Consider the following 15,978-nt stretch of genomic DNA (forward strand, 5'->3'; position numbering starts at 1 on the left):
TAGGATAATCGCGGAGCAATAGAGATTATAAGAATTCGTCCGCACCGCCAGACAACATGAGTTCGCCTGCATCGGCCATGCGACGAGCGATCGCCAGGATTTCTTTCTGTGCCGCTTCGACATCCGCCACGCGAACTGGCGGCATCGCTTCGATGTCATCACGCATCATCTCAGCCGCTCGTTTCGACATGTTCTTAAATACCTTCTCACGCAGAGAATCGTCGGCACCTTTAAGTGCTTTTTGCAACACGTCTTGTGGTACATCACGCAGCAATTTCTGAATACCTTGATCGTCCACTTCGACTAAGTTTTCGAAGACAAACATCAAGTCTTGAATTTGCGTCGCCATGTCTTCGTCTTGATCGCGAATCTGTTCCATCAACAAACCTTCGACGTTGTTGTCTAGATAGTTCATGATCTCCGCTGCCGCTTTCAGGCCACCAATCTTGGCTGCTTGAGCGCCAGCTTGACCCGCGAACTGTTTCTCCATGATTTCGTTCAGCTCTGCCAGTGCCGATGGCTGAACTTCTTCAAGGTTGGCAATACGCATCATCAGATCCAAACGCACGCGCTCAGGGAACTGAGACAAAATCTCCGCGGATTGGTCTGCTTCTAAATAAGACAATACGATGGTTTGGATCTGCGGGTGTTCGTTGACAATGATGCTCGCCACTTGTCGTGGGTCCATCCATTTCAAAGAATCCAGGCCTTTTGAACCCGTACCAAGTAGGATCTGGTCAACCAAGTTGTTGGCTTTGTCTTCCCCAAGAGCCGCCACCAGCGCATTACGCATGAAGTCTTCGCTGCCCATGCCGATGTTGGTGTATTTCTGGATGTCCTCCAAAAACGCACGGTGAACGGCTGACACCTTGTCTTGGCTGAGATCTTTCGCCTTAGCCATCGCACTACCCACACGCTGGACCTGTTTTGGCTCTAGGTGACGAATAATGCCAGCGGCATCTTGTTCATTGAGGCTCAGTAGCAAAATTGCTGCTTTTTCTTCGCCAGTAATGGTTGAGACATCCAGCTCAACTGGCATTCCCGCGGCGTTGTCATCTTGAGGTACGATATCGTTAGCCATTGTCATTCATCCAGTTTTTCACTACTTGAGCAGCAAGTTCAGGTTCATTCGCAACCAGAGCGCGAACCGCTTTCAATACATCTTCATCTTTATGAAGGTTTGGCAAATCAATACTTGAACCAAACTCAAACAGTTCGCTGCTTTCAATGTCGCTGCCAATCAGGCTAGTTTCACCATCCGCGCCAATCGGCAAGCCGTCTGGTCCGTACATTTCGTCTTCGTCATCACTGGTAGGGTTAAGCAATTTCTTCATTGCTGGGCGAACCAGAACCAACACAACAACGATGATCACTAATGCACTTGCGAACCAACGAACCCAGTCACTGAAGTTAGGGTGCTCCCAAATTGGTGGTTCTTCCAGCTGTTCAGCCTCAGGCTCTGCAAACTTCACACTCAGTACATTCAACAAATCACCACGGCCTTGGTCAAAACCGACCGTACCAATTAAGACTTGGCGAATAGCATTGATTTCAGATTCGGACATCGGGGTATAGGTCACTTCTCCCGTATCTGGGTTGACCTGACGACGGTCCTTAATCGCAACAGAAACTGTCTGACGAGCAACCGTCCCCGTCTGCTTACGCTCATGGCTGATGGTGGTATCAAGCTCAAAGTTACGCGTGGATTCTTTACGCACCGAACCCTGCCCCATGACAGAACCGTCTTTCATCTGAGCCACATCTTGCGGAATAGAGGCATCCGCTGGAGGCTGATTACTTAACGCCCCCGGAATACCCGCTACCATATTGCCGTTATTGTAATCTTCTAATTCGTACTCACTGCGGGTTGCAGGGGTATTGGGATCAAAGCGTTTGCGAGTTTGTTCAACCGCGCTGAAATCCATTTGGATATCGACCTGCGCCGTGTAGTTGCCATAACCTAAAATAGGTAATAGCACTGAATCAATTTTTTCACGCAGCGCCTGTTCCTGACTACGCTCTAATTCTTGCTCTTTGCGTCGCGCTGCAGAAGCAGGGTCTTGAGAGCCTGAACTGAGCAAACGGCCATGCTGATCTGTGACGGTAATTCGGGAGGTTTTCATTCCCGGAACGGCACTCGCCACCATGTCAACGATAGAATCAACTTCTTGCTGTTTGAGGTTCGTGCCAGTCGACAGTGTCAAAAATACGGACGCAGATGCTTCTTGATTGTGACGTACAAACACACTGTGCTTTGGCAGCGCCAATAAGACTCGTGCTTTACGAACTTGCTTCATTTCCTCAATCGCTTGAGCCAATTGACGTTCTCGACTGAGTTTAAGGCGCTCTTGCTCTAAACGTTGTGATACGCCAAAGCCCATATCTTGCAGCAAAATATCATCGCCCGCCTCTGTGGCTTGGTTTACGCCCGAGCGAACCATGCCAAGTTTGATCGAGTTGTATTCGCTCGATTCAACAGAAATGGTATTACCATCAAGCTTGTAATTGATTTTTTGCTGGTCCAGATAATCCAAAACGGGGATCAACTCTTCGGTCTCATACGCTCCAAGCGGGCGCATCTCCGGCTCTTTGACCCAAAAGAACAGCATCACGATCAATGCAACACAGATGGAGATTGACAGCACAAGTACAACTTGACGAAGTAAATCAAGGTCACCCACTGCCATATCAAATTTTGACGCACTGCGCTCCTCTAGATCTGGATTTTGACTCTCCACATCTACGTCGGAACTTGCTACCAGTGCACCATCTGAGCCGCCTTCAGTGACGGTTAAATCTGTAGACTTGTCTGCCACACTTATTACCTAAATTACACTGGCATGTTCATGAGGTCTTTATACGCCTCAACGAGTTTATTGCGAATTTGAACCGTCGCATCAAAAGCGACACTAGACTTGTTACGAGCAATCATAACGTCAGAAAGGGAAACATCGGCATCACCACGATCAAAACGGGTTTGTAAATCACCGGATGCTTTTTGAAGTGTGTTCACGTTATTGATGGCTTTAGTTAGGAGATCATTAAAATCTGCTCCAACTTTCGCCCCACTTGCAGTAGGAGCAGTATTGGTTGCTTCTACCATCATGGCGCGCATTTCTGCCTGAATACCATCAACTTTCATTAGCACCTCTAAGCCAAAAGATTGACTATTAACAAAACTGATTATTAACACAGCAATTAACGTGCCATAAGACATTAGTTAGCGGTTTGCCTACACTTTTTGTCTTATGGCGATTGCACATGTTAATTTGGGATATCTATACCAGCATCACGCATTTTGGCAAGTTTGTAGCGCAAGGTTCGTGGGCTTATGCCCAGTTTCTCCGCCATTTCTTTGCGTCGGCCGTTACACTCCACCAAGGTTTCCAAAATAATGGCGTATTCTTGGTCACGCAGCTCGCTGCCCAAGCCTTCCCCGCCAGATACCGGACGGTTCACACTCTCAGGTTGAGCGACTGGCTTAACATTAGGTACCACCATCTCTGCATTTTGCACCACATGTTGCAAGCTGTTGGCATCTTGCCAGTCCACCCCTTCTAGTAAGATGTGTTCAGCGTCGATATCACCATTCTCACTTAAAATAAGAGCTCGTTGCACCACGTTATCCAGCTCACGAACGTTACCTGGCCAAGGGTATTGCAGCAGCTTTTCTACCGCAACGGCTGAAAATTGAGGCACTGGCATCCCCATCTTGCTGCAATGACGCTCAGCAAGATGCTTGGCAAGTGGCGCAATATCGCCTTTGCGTTCGTTCAGTGCTGGCCACGCAATTGGGAACACATTCAAGCGGTAGTATAAATCTTCACGGAAGTTGCCTTCTGAGACATACTGCTTGAGATCACGGTTACTGGTCGCGAGCACGCGTACATCCAGCTTGATACTCTTACGACTGCCAAGGCGCTCCACTTCACGCTCTTGCAAAACACGTAATAGTTTCGCTTGCAGGTTTAAGTCCATTTCGCTGATTTCATCCAGCAAGATTGTGCCGCCTTGTGCTTGTTCAAACTTACCCGGACACGCTTGAACCGCACCAGTGAACGCGCCTTTCTCGTAACCAAATAGTGTCGCTTCCAGCATGTTGTCTGGAATCGCCGCACAGTTGATCGCAACGAATGGACCATCTTTACGGTTTGATGCGTTGTGAATATAACGCGACATCACTTCTTTACCTGAGCCACTCGGACCTAGCACCATAACATTCGCATCTGTACGTGCCACTTTATCGGCCAAAGCAAGTAGTCGCAGACTTTTTTCATCAGCCACGACCGCGTCACCATTGTCATCGCTTTTGATCGGTGCATATCGACTGACCATGTTCAGCAATACTTCTGGTGCAAATGGTTTCGCCATGTAGTCAATCGCGCCGTCTTTCATTGCCGACACGGCATCCTCAATGTTGGCGTACGCCGTCATTAACAGTACTGGTAAGTTAGGCCAATTCTGCTTGATGTTTTTGAGCAGAGCCAACCCGCCCATACCTGCCATTTGCACGTCAGAAACGACGATATCGACAGTATTCGATTTGAGTTTTAGTAGTGCGTCTTCCGCACAGTCAGCTTCTAACCACTCATACCCTGCCAGAGCCAGAGTATCCACTAGGGCTTCACGAAGACCTTCATCGTCTTCTACGATCAGCACTTTGCTTTGCGCCATTCTGATTCTCCAGTAATTGTTATTACCAGAAGCTGCTTACTGCGCTTCTGGTTGCACTCGCTCTAGTGGAATGCACATGGTAAAGCAGGCTCCATCACCCTGCTCTGAAATAAGTTCCAATCGACCGTCATGGGCACGGCAAACCATTTGAACAACAGCCAGCCCTAACCCGGTTCCTTGAGAACGCGTGGTAAAAAATGGCTCCATAATTTTGGCTTGTAGTTCTTCAGGTACACCCGGTCCGCTGTCTTGCACTGAAATGCGCAACTCGCCATTTACCGGGCGGAAAAATATATCGACTTGCGACTCTTTACCAGACATCTGAATCGCATTCATGACAAGGTTGCTCAACGCGGATGCAATCGCATTCGCATTGCCTAGCAACTCAGTTTGTTCTTCTTCCACTTCTAGGCAGTAATCAATACCGTTATTTTTTAGCGCGGTTTCGACCATCGGCTGATATTCCGCCACCAACTGAGCAATCGTAAATGGCTTAATGACTTTATTATCACCACCTTTAGCAAAAAGCAGCATATCATTAACCTGCTTTTCCAAATCGTGCAGTCGATCCATTAATTTGGTTTGAAAGCGCTCCCTTGTCGCTGGTGGAAGGTTTGGCGCTCCCAAATTGGATGCATATAGCATGGCGCTCGATAGCGGCGTTCTTACCTGATGAGCAAGTGACGCTACCATACGCCCTAACGACGACAAGCGTTGTAAATCACTCACACGAGCTTGAAGTAAGCGAGTTTCGGTTAAATCGGTAATCAGGATCAATTGACCTGTCGTAGAAGCCGAAATGGCTAATCGAACTTTACGACCATTCCGCAGGGAAACTTCGTGACCATCATCCTCACGAGGATCAAACACCGCCTGAATAATGTTGAACCATTTTTCATTAACCAGTGGAATCTCAAGAATTCGGTGCGCCTCTGGGTTTGCTTCACGCACTATGCCGAACGTGTCGAGCAGAATCACTCCGGCAGGCATCACATCAAGCACCTGCTTATAGCGCTCAACCTGATTTTCTACGGAATCTAAATGGGATTGGTTGGTGTTGTTATCCATTACTGCCTGTTGAAATATCGCCGCTAAAACTAAAATAGCTTGGTAAGCAATTAGCGTACCAAGCTATTTTTTATATTTATCATGACGTTAAGTCATCGACAATAAGTTGACACCCTCAGATAACGGTTTTTGGTGTCAGAAAAACGATGCTAAATAGCCCAAATGATTTAGATATCGTCTTAAATCTCAACGTTGCCTAGCGTTGTAAGTTGTACTTACGCATTTTTTCCACCAACGTTGTGCGTCGCATACCCAGCATATCAGCGGCTCGTGCCACGACTCCACCTTGTGCTTCTAACGCTTGGCTGATCATATTAACTTCTAAATCAGCCAACAGCTCTTTCAGATTTACACCTTCAGGCGGCAGCGCTTGCGGAGCGTTCATGCTGTGGTCAAGATCGTCTTGATCATCAAAGCTAAAGTCTTCTGAGAAGATGTCTTGGAACACATCACGCTCTTGTTCTTCAACCGAAATAAACGGATTACTTTCTGGTTGGAACTCCGGGATATCACTGTAGCGATATTTGGTTGGTAAGTGGTTTACATCGACCAAGCTATTTGGGTACAGAATGATCATTCGCTCAACAAGGTTGGCTAACTCACGCACGTTACCCGGCCAGTTGTGCTCCATCAGTGAATTGATCGCACGAGGGGTAAAACAGATAGGCTGGCCACCCTCCGCTTCCAGACGCGTCATCAACTCTTGCAGCAGCAATGGAATATCTTGTTTGCGCTCTTTCAGCGCAGGCATCTCGATTGGAAACACGTTCAAACGATAGAACAAGTCTTCTCGGAACGTGCCTTCTTCAATCATACTTTCTAGATTACGGTGTGTGGCCGCGACAACTCGAACATTGACCTTGATGGTGCTATTGCCACCTACGCGTTCGAAGCAGCGCTCTTGCAATACGCGAAGTAACTTAACTTGCATCGACATCGGCATATCGCCAATCTCATCAAGAAAGATCGTGCCACCGTCTGCGAGCTCAAATCGACCTTTACGTGCCGTTAACGCACCAGTAAACGCGCCTTTTTCGTGGCCAAACAATTCACTTTCTAGAAGCTCCGGTGGAATGGCACCACAGTTAATGGGCACAAAGGCACCACTGCTGTACGACGAATGATAGTGAATGTTACGCGCAACGACTTCTTTACCGGTACCAGATTCACCCAAGATCAACACGTTTGCCTCAGTGTCTGAGACTTGCTCGATCAGGTGACGAACTTCTTGAATACCTCTGCTTTGACCAACTAAGCTGCGAAAAAGCGTGTTTTTTCGTGCACTAGCAACGACATTGACCCCTTTTCGACCCAGAAAATCTTTGCAGTGGCGTAACGCCTCACTAAGCTGTGGGTAATTAAGAGGTAGTTCTAGCTCACCTACAAAATTTGGAAGATCATCCACGGGCAACGGAAATCGGCCCATGACTAAAAGTGGGATGTGGTAGGCGCTGTTTAAATGAGAGATAACCGTATTCGCCGCTTGACCTGCTGGAATGTTACCAACAATACAGCACGACCATACGCTAGACCAATCAACATCGCTGAGCTGATCAGAACTGACCGCTTCGCAATTTTCTCCAACAAATTCCAATATATTGCTTAAATTTAAACGACTTGATGCGTCATCATCAATTACAAGCAGCTTTGCCAAACCTTGCATAAGTAAGAATGATTGCCTTTATTTTAGGTGCGTTGCGGCCAAACCTTGATTTGCGCAATTGGGTGCTAAAAGAAGGCAGAACCACCACACTCAATTTACGATAGACAAAATAGGAAAATCAGCAACAAAAAAAGCCATTAGGGCTACTAATGGCTTCTATTTTATTTGAATATAAAAATAAGGCAACCAAGCAATAAAGAGGTGTGAGCTTGATAGAAACTTTGCTACACAACTCGTTGCGCAATTGACAAATATATTCCTCTAATATCTTAACGCGTTGTTTTGGTTATTAAATACCGACTTCAGCTGCTGTAAGATTATGAAACTCTGTAGGGATTTGGTCCCAAGCGGATTTGATCTCACGGATAATGTCGATAACGTCGTCGATCAGTTGAGGATCATTTTGATGGTTAGCAGCTGAAATTTGCGTGATCATAAACTCATAGAGTGAATCTAAGTTTGAAGCAATATCACCACCGTCATCCATCGATAGACAGCTACGTAGCGCAATAATGATGTCTAGCGCTTTACCTAAACGCTCACCTTTTGCTGGAATGTTGCCTGCTTGCATGGCCGCTTTACCTTGAATAAGGCGCTCAATCGCACCAGCCATAAGCATTTGAATGACTTTGTGCGGAGAAGCCGCGCTTAGCTGGCTGTCGACTGATACCTTTTTGTATGCTTGCAAAGAACCGCGCATAGTAATCCTCTTTTAAATAAATTTTTTGTACTGCTGAAGCGAACGCTGGCCATAACGAAACTTATGAAGTTCTTTTCCGACCTTTGACGTTTCCGATTGCATCAGCTCGACAATTCTTTTGGTACGAGTAAGCAACGCTTGCCACTCTGCATCCTGCTTAACCAAAGGATTTTGATGAATAATTGGTAACAGGTTTTGCAATAACCGTTCCCTGATATCGACCAAGCGAAGAATTTCTTCAGTACTAAAGTCGACTTTTTCCAATTCTTGCGTAATTAGTTGATCTATATCACTAATATCTATGAGTTCTTTTTGCATTTATTAACCCAACGCACTCATTAAGGCACCTAACTGACCTTGCATTTTGCCAGTCGCATCTTGCATGGCGGTAAACTTCGCGTGAGTTCGCTTTTCTAGGCTTTCCATGCGGCGATCTAATGCCGCTTGATCATCACTCAAACGATAATTTTGTTCTGTGAGACTTTTCTCTCGAGTACGAATGCTGCCTGTAATGCCTGTAATACCATGAATCGCGTCTTCGACTCGTTTAGCAAAACCTGTGTTGCCACCGAAGAACTTTTCTAGCTCGTTGAAGTTGTTGTTCAACTGACGATCCAACATGTCATAGTTGATTTCTAAGGTACCTTGACGCGTGGTAGTAATGCCAAATTCAGTTAATGACTTTAGGTTTTCAGGCGCTTTATCAATTTGAGTGGAAAATACCGATTTTAATCGTGAGTCTGCGCTGCGTACGGTACTGTCACCCGACAACGGTCCTTTTTGACCAGTGACCGGATCCACACTCGCCAACGCTTGAGACGTTTGATAAAACGAGTTATACGCAGCCACAAAGTTTTCGATGTCGTTACGCACACTCTGACGATCGTATTCGACGCCAATTTCAGCAGGTGGCTTGTTCGGTTCTGATTTGCCTTTAATTGTTAAATCAACACCTTCTATGGCATCTTCAATCACATTGTTATGACTAGATAGCTTTGCTACTCCATCAAGCAGAACTTCTGAATCTTGCCCTGCTTGTACCTCTGTCATACCAAGGTATTCTTCAAAAGCAGACTGCGCTTTTGCGATTTTCGCTTCTGCTTCATCAATTTTTTCTAAACGTTCACGCTCTTGAGGATCCAGCTTAGCGCGATGAATTTGTTTCGCTTGCTCTTCGGTCAATTCACCACGTTCAACTTTTGCGTCTAGCGCTTGTTTTTCACTCGCAATTTTTTGCTCAATTTCAGCTTTTTCTTGCTCAAGAAGCTGCTTGGCCTCTTTCGTCGTAACGTAAGAGTCGGTTAATGTGCCTGATGCCGCATTACTCCAACCCGGAACATCTGGTGCCTTCTCTATTGCTTTCTCGTCAAGTTCAAGCTCTGGCTCTTCATAAGAATCCAGCAAAGTGCCTGACGCAGTTTCTGTCCACCCTGGAATTCGGTCTTCAGGGCGCAAACTCGCGCGTCGGTTGGCTTCATCAATCGCTTCCTGCCCAGCTTTAGCAGCATCTGCACCCGCAGCAGAGATAGGCTCTTGGGAGCCATCATCTTGTCCATTTTCTGCCGCTTTTTGCTCTTCTGGAGGTAGAGGATTGCCGTTTGCATCCAGTTCTACTGGTTGCTCTGGGAATTGAAGAGGACCTAACACTTCTTCCGCCGCTGAACGAGCTTCTTCAAGCGCGTTAACACGGTCTTCAAGTGTTTGATATTCGAAATATTTTAGAGGGTTGCCTTTGTCGGCCTCCACACTGACTCTGATTTGATGATCCTTACCAGAGAGGTTAGAAGCAAGGATAAGGCGTGGACCTTCAACGTCGTTAATGAGAGATGCTCGAACACCGGGGTTGTCTTTTGAGCCGTTGATGCCACGTACGACATCTGCGAGCTTGGAGCTCGAACGAACGTTCACGTTGAAGGTGTCATCACCAAGCGAAATCTGCAGCTTACCAGGGCCAAACTTTGCCTCTTCTGGCAGTACGTCAGAAGCGACTTTGTGGCTCTGGGCAAGCTGCAACACATCGATAGCATATTTGCCAGCGATAGCATCTGTAGTTGCAGTAGCAGATACGATATTGTCGTCTGTCGTTTCAACAGTACGAACGGCAAACGCTTTCTCTTGACGAAAGTTCGCCATGAGATTTTTCATCGTATCCAGTGACTCTCTGAGTCGCCCATAGGCACTGATACTGGCATTAATTGTCGTGCGCTCGTTGTCAATGCGTTGCTGCTTTGGTACGCGTTCGGCATCCACAATTTTGCTGACCATGGAATTGATATCCATGCCGCCAGACATCCCCAAAGGGCCTAAACTCATCAAATCACCTCTAAAAACGACTTACACTTTTTCAGTCAACAACCCGCTGTTGGCTGTGTGCTCAGCTAGGCGACGCAATACCATTAGCATTTCTTCATCAGGAATTTGACGAATCACGTCGCCCGTTTTGGCTTCGTAAATCGTCACCACATCTCTCCCGGATTCCTCATCCACTCGAAACGCGACTCCTTTGTTTATGGACGTCACAAACTCATTCATTTGCGCGACCAATTTTTCACGTTCTTCTTTGTTCAGCTCTTGACGGCTTTCTGCCATCTCGATCGCGGCTTGAACAGAGAAGTCGTATTCGGTGTCTTTCGCTTTTTGCGGCGAAACCTCACCATTTGAATTTGCTGGGCTAGACGTGCCTATATCATTGCCATTTTTATTTGCAAACTTTGTGCCACTTGGCGTGCCGTAAGGCTGGATGTTCGATGCGTAGGAGGATATATCCATTACAATCTCCCTTCCACCTTATGGGCTAACGATAGAATCTATCGCTTTGGTGCCCCAGCACTAAGGTATTTACCTCAGGCTGGGTCAACCACTTAGCCCAACAAGCTTAGCGCTGCAGATGGAGACTGCTTCGCTTGAGCCAGGATTGAAGTACTTGCTTGCTGAAGAATTTGCGACTTAGTCATCGCAGTGGTTTCTTTCGCGTAATCAGTATCTTTAATACGGCTGTTAGACGCATTAACGTTCTCGTTAATGTTGTCTAGGTTGCTGATTGCGTGGTTGAAGCGGTTTTGGAAAGCACCAAGTGACGCACGTTGGCTGTCTACTGACTTCAGGGCACCGTCGATAACAGCCACAGCTTCTTGAGAGCCAGCTACTGTTGTTACGTCGATGTCTTTCACTGTTACGTCTTTCGGACCGCCAAAGCCGATCTCGTCCGCTAGGTTGCCAGAGAACTCAACATCACCTTGAACTTTTTGAGAAGAAGCAAATACTTGTAGCTTGCCATCTTCACCAACAGACGCTTTTACATCATCGTTTTGACCGTTGATGTACGTTGCTAGCTGCTCAATGTCGTCGCCTTGTTTTGCGCTGATCGATAGCTCTTTCTCTTCACCTTGTTTGTTGGTGTAGCTCATTTTGAACTCAGTTTTCTCACCAACAGTCCAAGATGCATCTTTACCCTCTTCTGCTGCGTAGCTCTTGCCACCCATTGCAGAAGTGTCTGAGCGCAAGCTACCCATAGAAAGCATCACTGCTTCACCTGAGTCTGCACCGATTTGGAAAGATTGCGTACCGTATGTACCGTTCAGCAACTTGTTACCACCGAAAGAGGTAGTTTCAGCAATACGGTTTAGCTCGTCATTTAGCGCTGTTACTTCTTCTTGGATCGCAACACGTTCTGCTTTTGAGTTAGAACCGTTCGCAGATTGAAGCGATAGGTCACGCATACGTTGTAGGATGTTGGTAGATTCATTCATTGCACCTTCAGCAACCTGTGCAATAGAAATACCGTCGTTTGCGTTTTTCACCGCCATGTCTAGGCCACGGCTTTGTGCATTCAAGCGGTTTGAAATCTGTAGACCTGCAGCATCGTCTTTCGCGCTATTGATTTTATAACCCGAAGACAAACGCTCCATTGATTTTTGTTGACCGTCAGCTGCCTGGTTTAGGTAACGCTGTGCAGTCATCGCAGAAACGTTAGTATTAACGTTAATCGCCATAATTGATCTCCTTAAGGCTTTAGTGAATGTACCGTCGTGTCTCTCACCTCACTTAGGTACATCTCATTTCTCTCAGTCCCTTTAACGGCGACCGATGAATATCCTTTAGAAGAAATTTTCAATTTTTTGCGATTATTTTCTTTGGCTTACTGAAATGTGATGAAGCTCTAATGTCGTGATTCGCAGAAATCCTGAGTCCCCAAAAGACAGAAAAAACCCAGCCGAAGCTGGGTTTACTCGCTCATCTCTCACCACGAGCCAATGAGGTTCTCGTCTTAGGTTTGAAATTAACCTAGCAGACTTAGCGCTGAGTTTGGCGCTTGTTTCGCTTGCGCAAGGATTGAGCTTGACGCTTGCGATAGAATTTGTGACTTGGTCATTTGAGTCGTTTCTTTCGCGAAGTCAGTATCTTTGATACGGCTCTTCGACGCGTTCACGTTCTCGTTAATGTTGTCCAAGTTGCTGATTGCATGGTTGAAACGGTTTTGGAAAGCACCCAGCTCTGCGCGGTGGCTGTCTACGTATTTCAGTGCCGCATCGATGATAGCAACAGATTCTTGTGCGCCACCTACTGAGGTTACGTCGATAGTATCTACCGTTACTTTTTTACCTTCGCCTAAACCCAGCTCGCCAGATAGGCCGCCTGAAAACTCGACTTCGCCTTCGACTTTGTTGTTGCCAGCAAAGATTTGCAGTTTACCGTCTTGGTCTACTGAGGCTTTCACTAGGTCAGTTTGACCGTTAATGTAAGTCGCAAGCTCTTCGATATCGTCACCCGCTTTTGCACTGATGTTGATTTCTTGCTCTTGACCGTAGCTGTCCGTTAGGTTGATTTTTAGGTCGTTCTTACCTTCAGCAACGTTCCAGTCTTTACCTTTACCACTTTCAGCTTGGTAGCTCACACCGCCCATCATTTTGTTGTCTGAACGCATGTCTTTTAGCTCAAGCATCACGGCTTCACCATTATCCGCACCGATTTGGAACGATTTCGCACCGTGTGTGCCGTTTAGTAGCTTGTTACCACCGAAAGAAGTGGTTTCTGCGATACGGTTTAGTTCGTCGTTTAGCGCGGTCACTTCTTCTTGAATCGCCACACGCTCTGATTTCGAGTTTGAGCCGTTTGCTGATTGTAGAGACAAGTCACGCATACGTTGAAGAATGTTAGTGGTCTCGTTCATTGCACCTTCAGCGGTTTGTGCAATTGAGATACCGTCGTTCGCGTTGCGAACCGCCACATCCAGGCCACGGCTTTGTACGTTCAAACGGTTCGAGATTTGTAGACCCGCAGCGTCATCTTTTGCGCTGTTGATTTTGAACCCCGAAGACAAACGCTCCATAGAAGTTTGTTGAGCTGAGTTTGCGTTGTTTAGGTAACGCTGAGCGGTCATCGCTGATACGTTAGTGTTTACATTCACTGCCATGGTGATTTCTCCAATTGATTTTCCGGTATAGCGGTTTCCGACGTCTCGGAAAACCAAGTAGTTCTCTCAAAGTTACTTTTATTAACGGCGCTCAAACTGATTTCTTTAGGGAATTTTTTGGATTTTTTTGGAAAAAGTTCATTTGGAGAAGGAATCGTGATGAAGCAGATAAAAAAGCAAAAAAACGTCAAATTTTCGCTAAAGCTTCTTTTCGAGTTGTCGATACAGGCAGGTTTTACGTTAAATTCGAGCGAGATCGATCATTAGCCAAGTAAGGTTAATGCTAGGTTGGGCGCTTGTTTTGCTTGTGCAAGAATAGAAGTACTGACCTGCTGCAAAATCTGCTGCTTCACCATTTGCGTGGTTTCTTTCGCGTAGTCAGTGTCTTGGATACGACTGTTGGAAGCGGCTAAGTTTTCGTGGATGTTATCGAGATTATTGATCGCGTGATTAAAGCGGTTTTGATACGCGCCTAACTCAGCACGATGGCTATCAACGTACTTCATCGCAGTATCTAGGACGGCCACGGCTTGTTGCGCACCACCGACAGACGTAATGTCGATGTTATCAACCGCATCGTAACCTTTTAGCTGTAACCCCAGTTCACTCGCTAAGTCACCTGAAAACGATAAAGTGCCTGAAGTTTCTTCTCCAGCCATAAATAGCTGTAACTGACCTTCTTCATTCACCGATGCCGTGACTTTGTCAGTTTGACCATTGATATAAGTCGCAAGCTCTTCGATATCATCGCCAGCTTTGGCATTAATTTGAATGGTTTCCGTCTCACCAAAACGATTCGTAAATGACATACTAAGATCATTCGCACCGTCTTTTACTTTCCAATCAGAGCTTGCACGTCCGTTTGCAATGTAACTAAAGCCGCCCATATCAATGCCATCACTGCGCATCGACTTTAATTCAACTTGCACAGCTTCACCTGACGCTGCACCGATTTGAAATGCCGACTTACCAAAGCTGCCATTGAGCAGTTTACGCCCACCAAAGGAGGTCGTTTCGGCAATGCGGTTTAGCTCATCGTTAAGTGCCGTCACTTCTTCTTGCAGTGCAGTGCGTTCCGCTTTGCTATTTGAACCATTGGCTGACTGTAGCGACAAATCACGCATACGTTGCATGATATTAGTCACCTCATTCATCGCGCCTTCCGCAGTTTGCATGATGGAAATGCCATCATTCGCGTTGCGAACCGCAACATCTAAACCACGCATTTGTGATTGCAAGCGGTTGGAGATTTGCAGACCCGCAGCGTCATCCTTTGCGCTGTTAATACGCTTCCCTGAAGACAAACGCTCCATGGATTGGTTCAGCATGTCAGTTGCACTGGTCAAATGACGTTGTGCGACAAGTGCTGCAACATTGGTATTAACGGTGATAGCCAAGAGACACAGACTCCAAATAAATTAAGGCTTTGGATACTTATCGACCAAATAATCGAAAGGTTTAGTCTTTTTTGAAAAAGTCTGTGGAATAGAAAAGAAGAAAATAAAAGCCCTCCAATTAGAGGGCTTAAGAAATGAAGTCTGAGAACTTAGTTGATGGCTAGCTCTGCGAGCATTTCTTGCGAAGGCGCGAAGAAGTACGCACCAGTTACCGCTGTTGTGAAACGAAGCATTTGGTCTGTTTTACCATCTGTCACGCCGTACATACTTTCTAACATCACTTTAATGTTATGAAGTGTATTACAGTAAGAGATAAACAGCAGGCCATGAGGCCCTGTTACCGTCCCGTATGGCAAGCTATGACGAACAATCTTGAGACCTTTTCCTTCTTCTTTAATATCAACGCGACCAACGTGTGATGCAGCAGGAACGTCTTCTAGCTCGATAGAGTCTGGTTTGGTACGACCAATCACTTTTTCTTGCGCTTTGACATTCAAGCGATTCCAAGCGGCAAGGTTATGTTCGAAGCGTTGAGCCATGACATAACTACCTCCAGCAAATGGGCCCTCTTTTACTAGAGCCACATCAGCGCGAGCCTCCCCTTTCGGGTTTTCTGTCCCATCAATAAAGTCTGTCATATCACGAGCATCAAGGTAACGGTACCCATACGTTTCGTCCACAATGGTGACATCTTCTGCCGTCTCTTCTAGAAACTTACGCAGAACATAAAAGTGCAAGTCGTGACGAGTAGAGTGACAGTGAATCAGCACATCAACATCCGTTGCAGGCGCTACGATGTCTCCTTCGCCAAGTTGAGTAAAATCAATAAGCTCCTCTGGCGCGTCTACATTGAGGTGTTGCCAAAACGATTTTGTGAATGCGATAGAAAGGGTCAGCGCCGCGCCTGGCTGGGTAATATTTAACTCTTCCACTAACTTTGGTAGTGCTTTCAGCTTATCCAATACGTTTTCACGGTTTTGGTTCACTTTAAGTTGAGTGTACAGTGCAAATGGCCCTGCTTCTGGCACGATCGCCGTTTGAGCTTGTGACATTGAGGTTTCCT

The 15,978-nt window shown here is 46.4% G+C and carries 14 protein-coding genes; all 14 read right to left on the minus strand.

Translation table 11 applies throughout. The annotated features are described in order from the left end of the window. Nucleotides 1-25: 25 nt before the first annotated feature. Nucleotides 26-1,081 (minus strand): flagellar motor switch protein FliG, encoded by a 1,056-nt coding sequence (gene fliG, locus P4S59_RS11040; RefSeq protein WP_012841526.1) that lies wholly within the window; start codon nucleotides 1,079-1,081, stop codon nucleotides 26-28. Continuing rightward, entirely contained in the window at nucleotides 1,074-2,816 is a 1,743-nt protein-coding gene (gene fliF, locus P4S59_RS11045) for a flagellar basal-body MS-ring/collar protein FliF (RefSeq protein ID WP_337168404.1), read from the minus strand. The genes fliG and fliF overlap by 8 nt, the downstream gene beginning before the upstream one ends. Nucleotides 2,817-2,830: 14 nt before the next feature. Further along, nucleotides 2,831-3,142, minus strand: coding sequence for a flagellar hook-basal body complex protein FliE (gene fliE / locus P4S59_RS11050; protein ID WP_012841525.1), 312 nt, complete (start codon nucleotides 3,140-3,142; stop codon nucleotides 2,831-2,833). A 122-nt stretch (nucleotides 3,143-3,264) separates the two neighbouring features. After that, complete coding sequence (locus tag P4S59_RS11055) at nucleotides 3,265-4,674, minus strand: sigma-54-dependent transcriptional regulator (protein WP_046875536.1); 1,410 nt, start codon at nucleotides 4,672-4,674, stop codon at nucleotides 3,265-3,267. A 36-nt stretch (nucleotides 4,675-4,710) separates the two neighbouring features. Next, nucleotides 4,711-5,742 carry a sensor histidine kinase gene (locus tag P4S59_RS11060; protein WP_337168405.1) on the minus strand — a complete coding sequence of 344 codons (1,032 nt, stop codon included), beginning with the start codon at nucleotides 5,740-5,742 and terminating at the stop codon, nucleotides 4,711-4,713. A 196-nt stretch (nucleotides 5,743-5,938) separates the two neighbouring features. Next, nucleotides 5,939-7,405 carry a sigma-54 dependent transcriptional regulator gene (locus P4S59_RS11065; protein WP_006741695.1) on the minus strand — a complete coding sequence of 489 codons (1,467 nt, stop codon included), beginning with the start codon at nucleotides 7,403-7,405 and terminating at the stop codon, nucleotides 5,939-5,941. 289 nt (nucleotides 7,406-7,694) lie between these two features. Beyond that, complete coding sequence (gene fliS / locus P4S59_RS11070) at nucleotides 7,695-8,105, minus strand: flagellar export chaperone FliS (protein ID WP_012841524.1); 411 nt, start codon at nucleotides 8,103-8,105, stop codon at nucleotides 7,695-7,697. Between the two features lie 12 nt (nucleotides 8,106-8,117). Further along, nucleotides 8,118-8,423, minus strand: coding sequence for a flagellar protein FliT (locus P4S59_RS11075; protein ID WP_012841523.1), 306 nt, complete (start codon nucleotides 8,421-8,423; stop codon nucleotides 8,118-8,120). A gap of 3 nt (nucleotides 8,424-8,426) precedes the next feature. Then, nucleotides 8,427-10,418, minus strand: a complete 1,992-nt coding sequence (fliD, locus tag P4S59_RS11080; protein ID WP_337168406.1) for a flagellar filament capping protein FliD — start codon at nucleotides 10,416-10,418, stop codon at nucleotides 8,427-8,429. A gap of 21 nt (nucleotides 10,419-10,439) precedes the next feature. Continuing rightward, complete coding sequence (flaG, locus tag P4S59_RS11085) at nucleotides 10,440-10,874, minus strand: flagellar protein FlaG (protein ID WP_048625857.1); 435 nt, start codon at nucleotides 10,872-10,874, stop codon at nucleotides 10,440-10,442. Nucleotides 10,875-10,966: 92 nt separating this feature from the next. Beyond that, nucleotides 10,967-12,097: a flagellin gene (locus P4S59_RS11090; protein WP_006741693.1), complete on the minus strand. Its 1,131-nt coding sequence runs from the start codon at nucleotides 12,095-12,097 to the stop codon at nucleotides 10,967-10,969. Between the two features lie 287 nt (nucleotides 12,098-12,384). Further along, on the minus strand, nucleotides 12,385-13,518 hold the full coding sequence (locus tag P4S59_RS11095; RefSeq protein ID WP_005393103.1) for a flagellin: 1,134 nt from the start codon (nucleotides 13,516-13,518) through the stop codon (nucleotides 12,385-12,387). Nucleotides 13,519-13,781: 263 nt separating this feature from the next. Beyond that, nucleotides 13,782-14,915, minus strand: coding sequence for a flagellin (locus tag P4S59_RS11100; RefSeq protein ID WP_046875529.1), 1,134 nt, complete (start codon nucleotides 14,913-14,915; stop codon nucleotides 13,782-13,784). A gap of 149 nt (nucleotides 14,916-15,064) precedes the next feature. Further along, entirely contained in the window at nucleotides 15,065-15,967 is a 903-nt protein-coding gene (locus P4S59_RS11105) for a Dyp-type peroxidase (protein ID WP_337168407.1), read from the minus strand. Between the last annotated feature and the right edge of the window lie 11 nt (nucleotides 15,968-15,978).

This window comes from Vibrio sp. M60_M70 (assembly GCF_037162085.1).
In the GTDB taxonomy this organism is placed as follows: Bacteria; Pseudomonadota; Gammaproteobacteria; order Enterobacterales; family Vibrionaceae; genus Vibrio; species Vibrio diabolicus.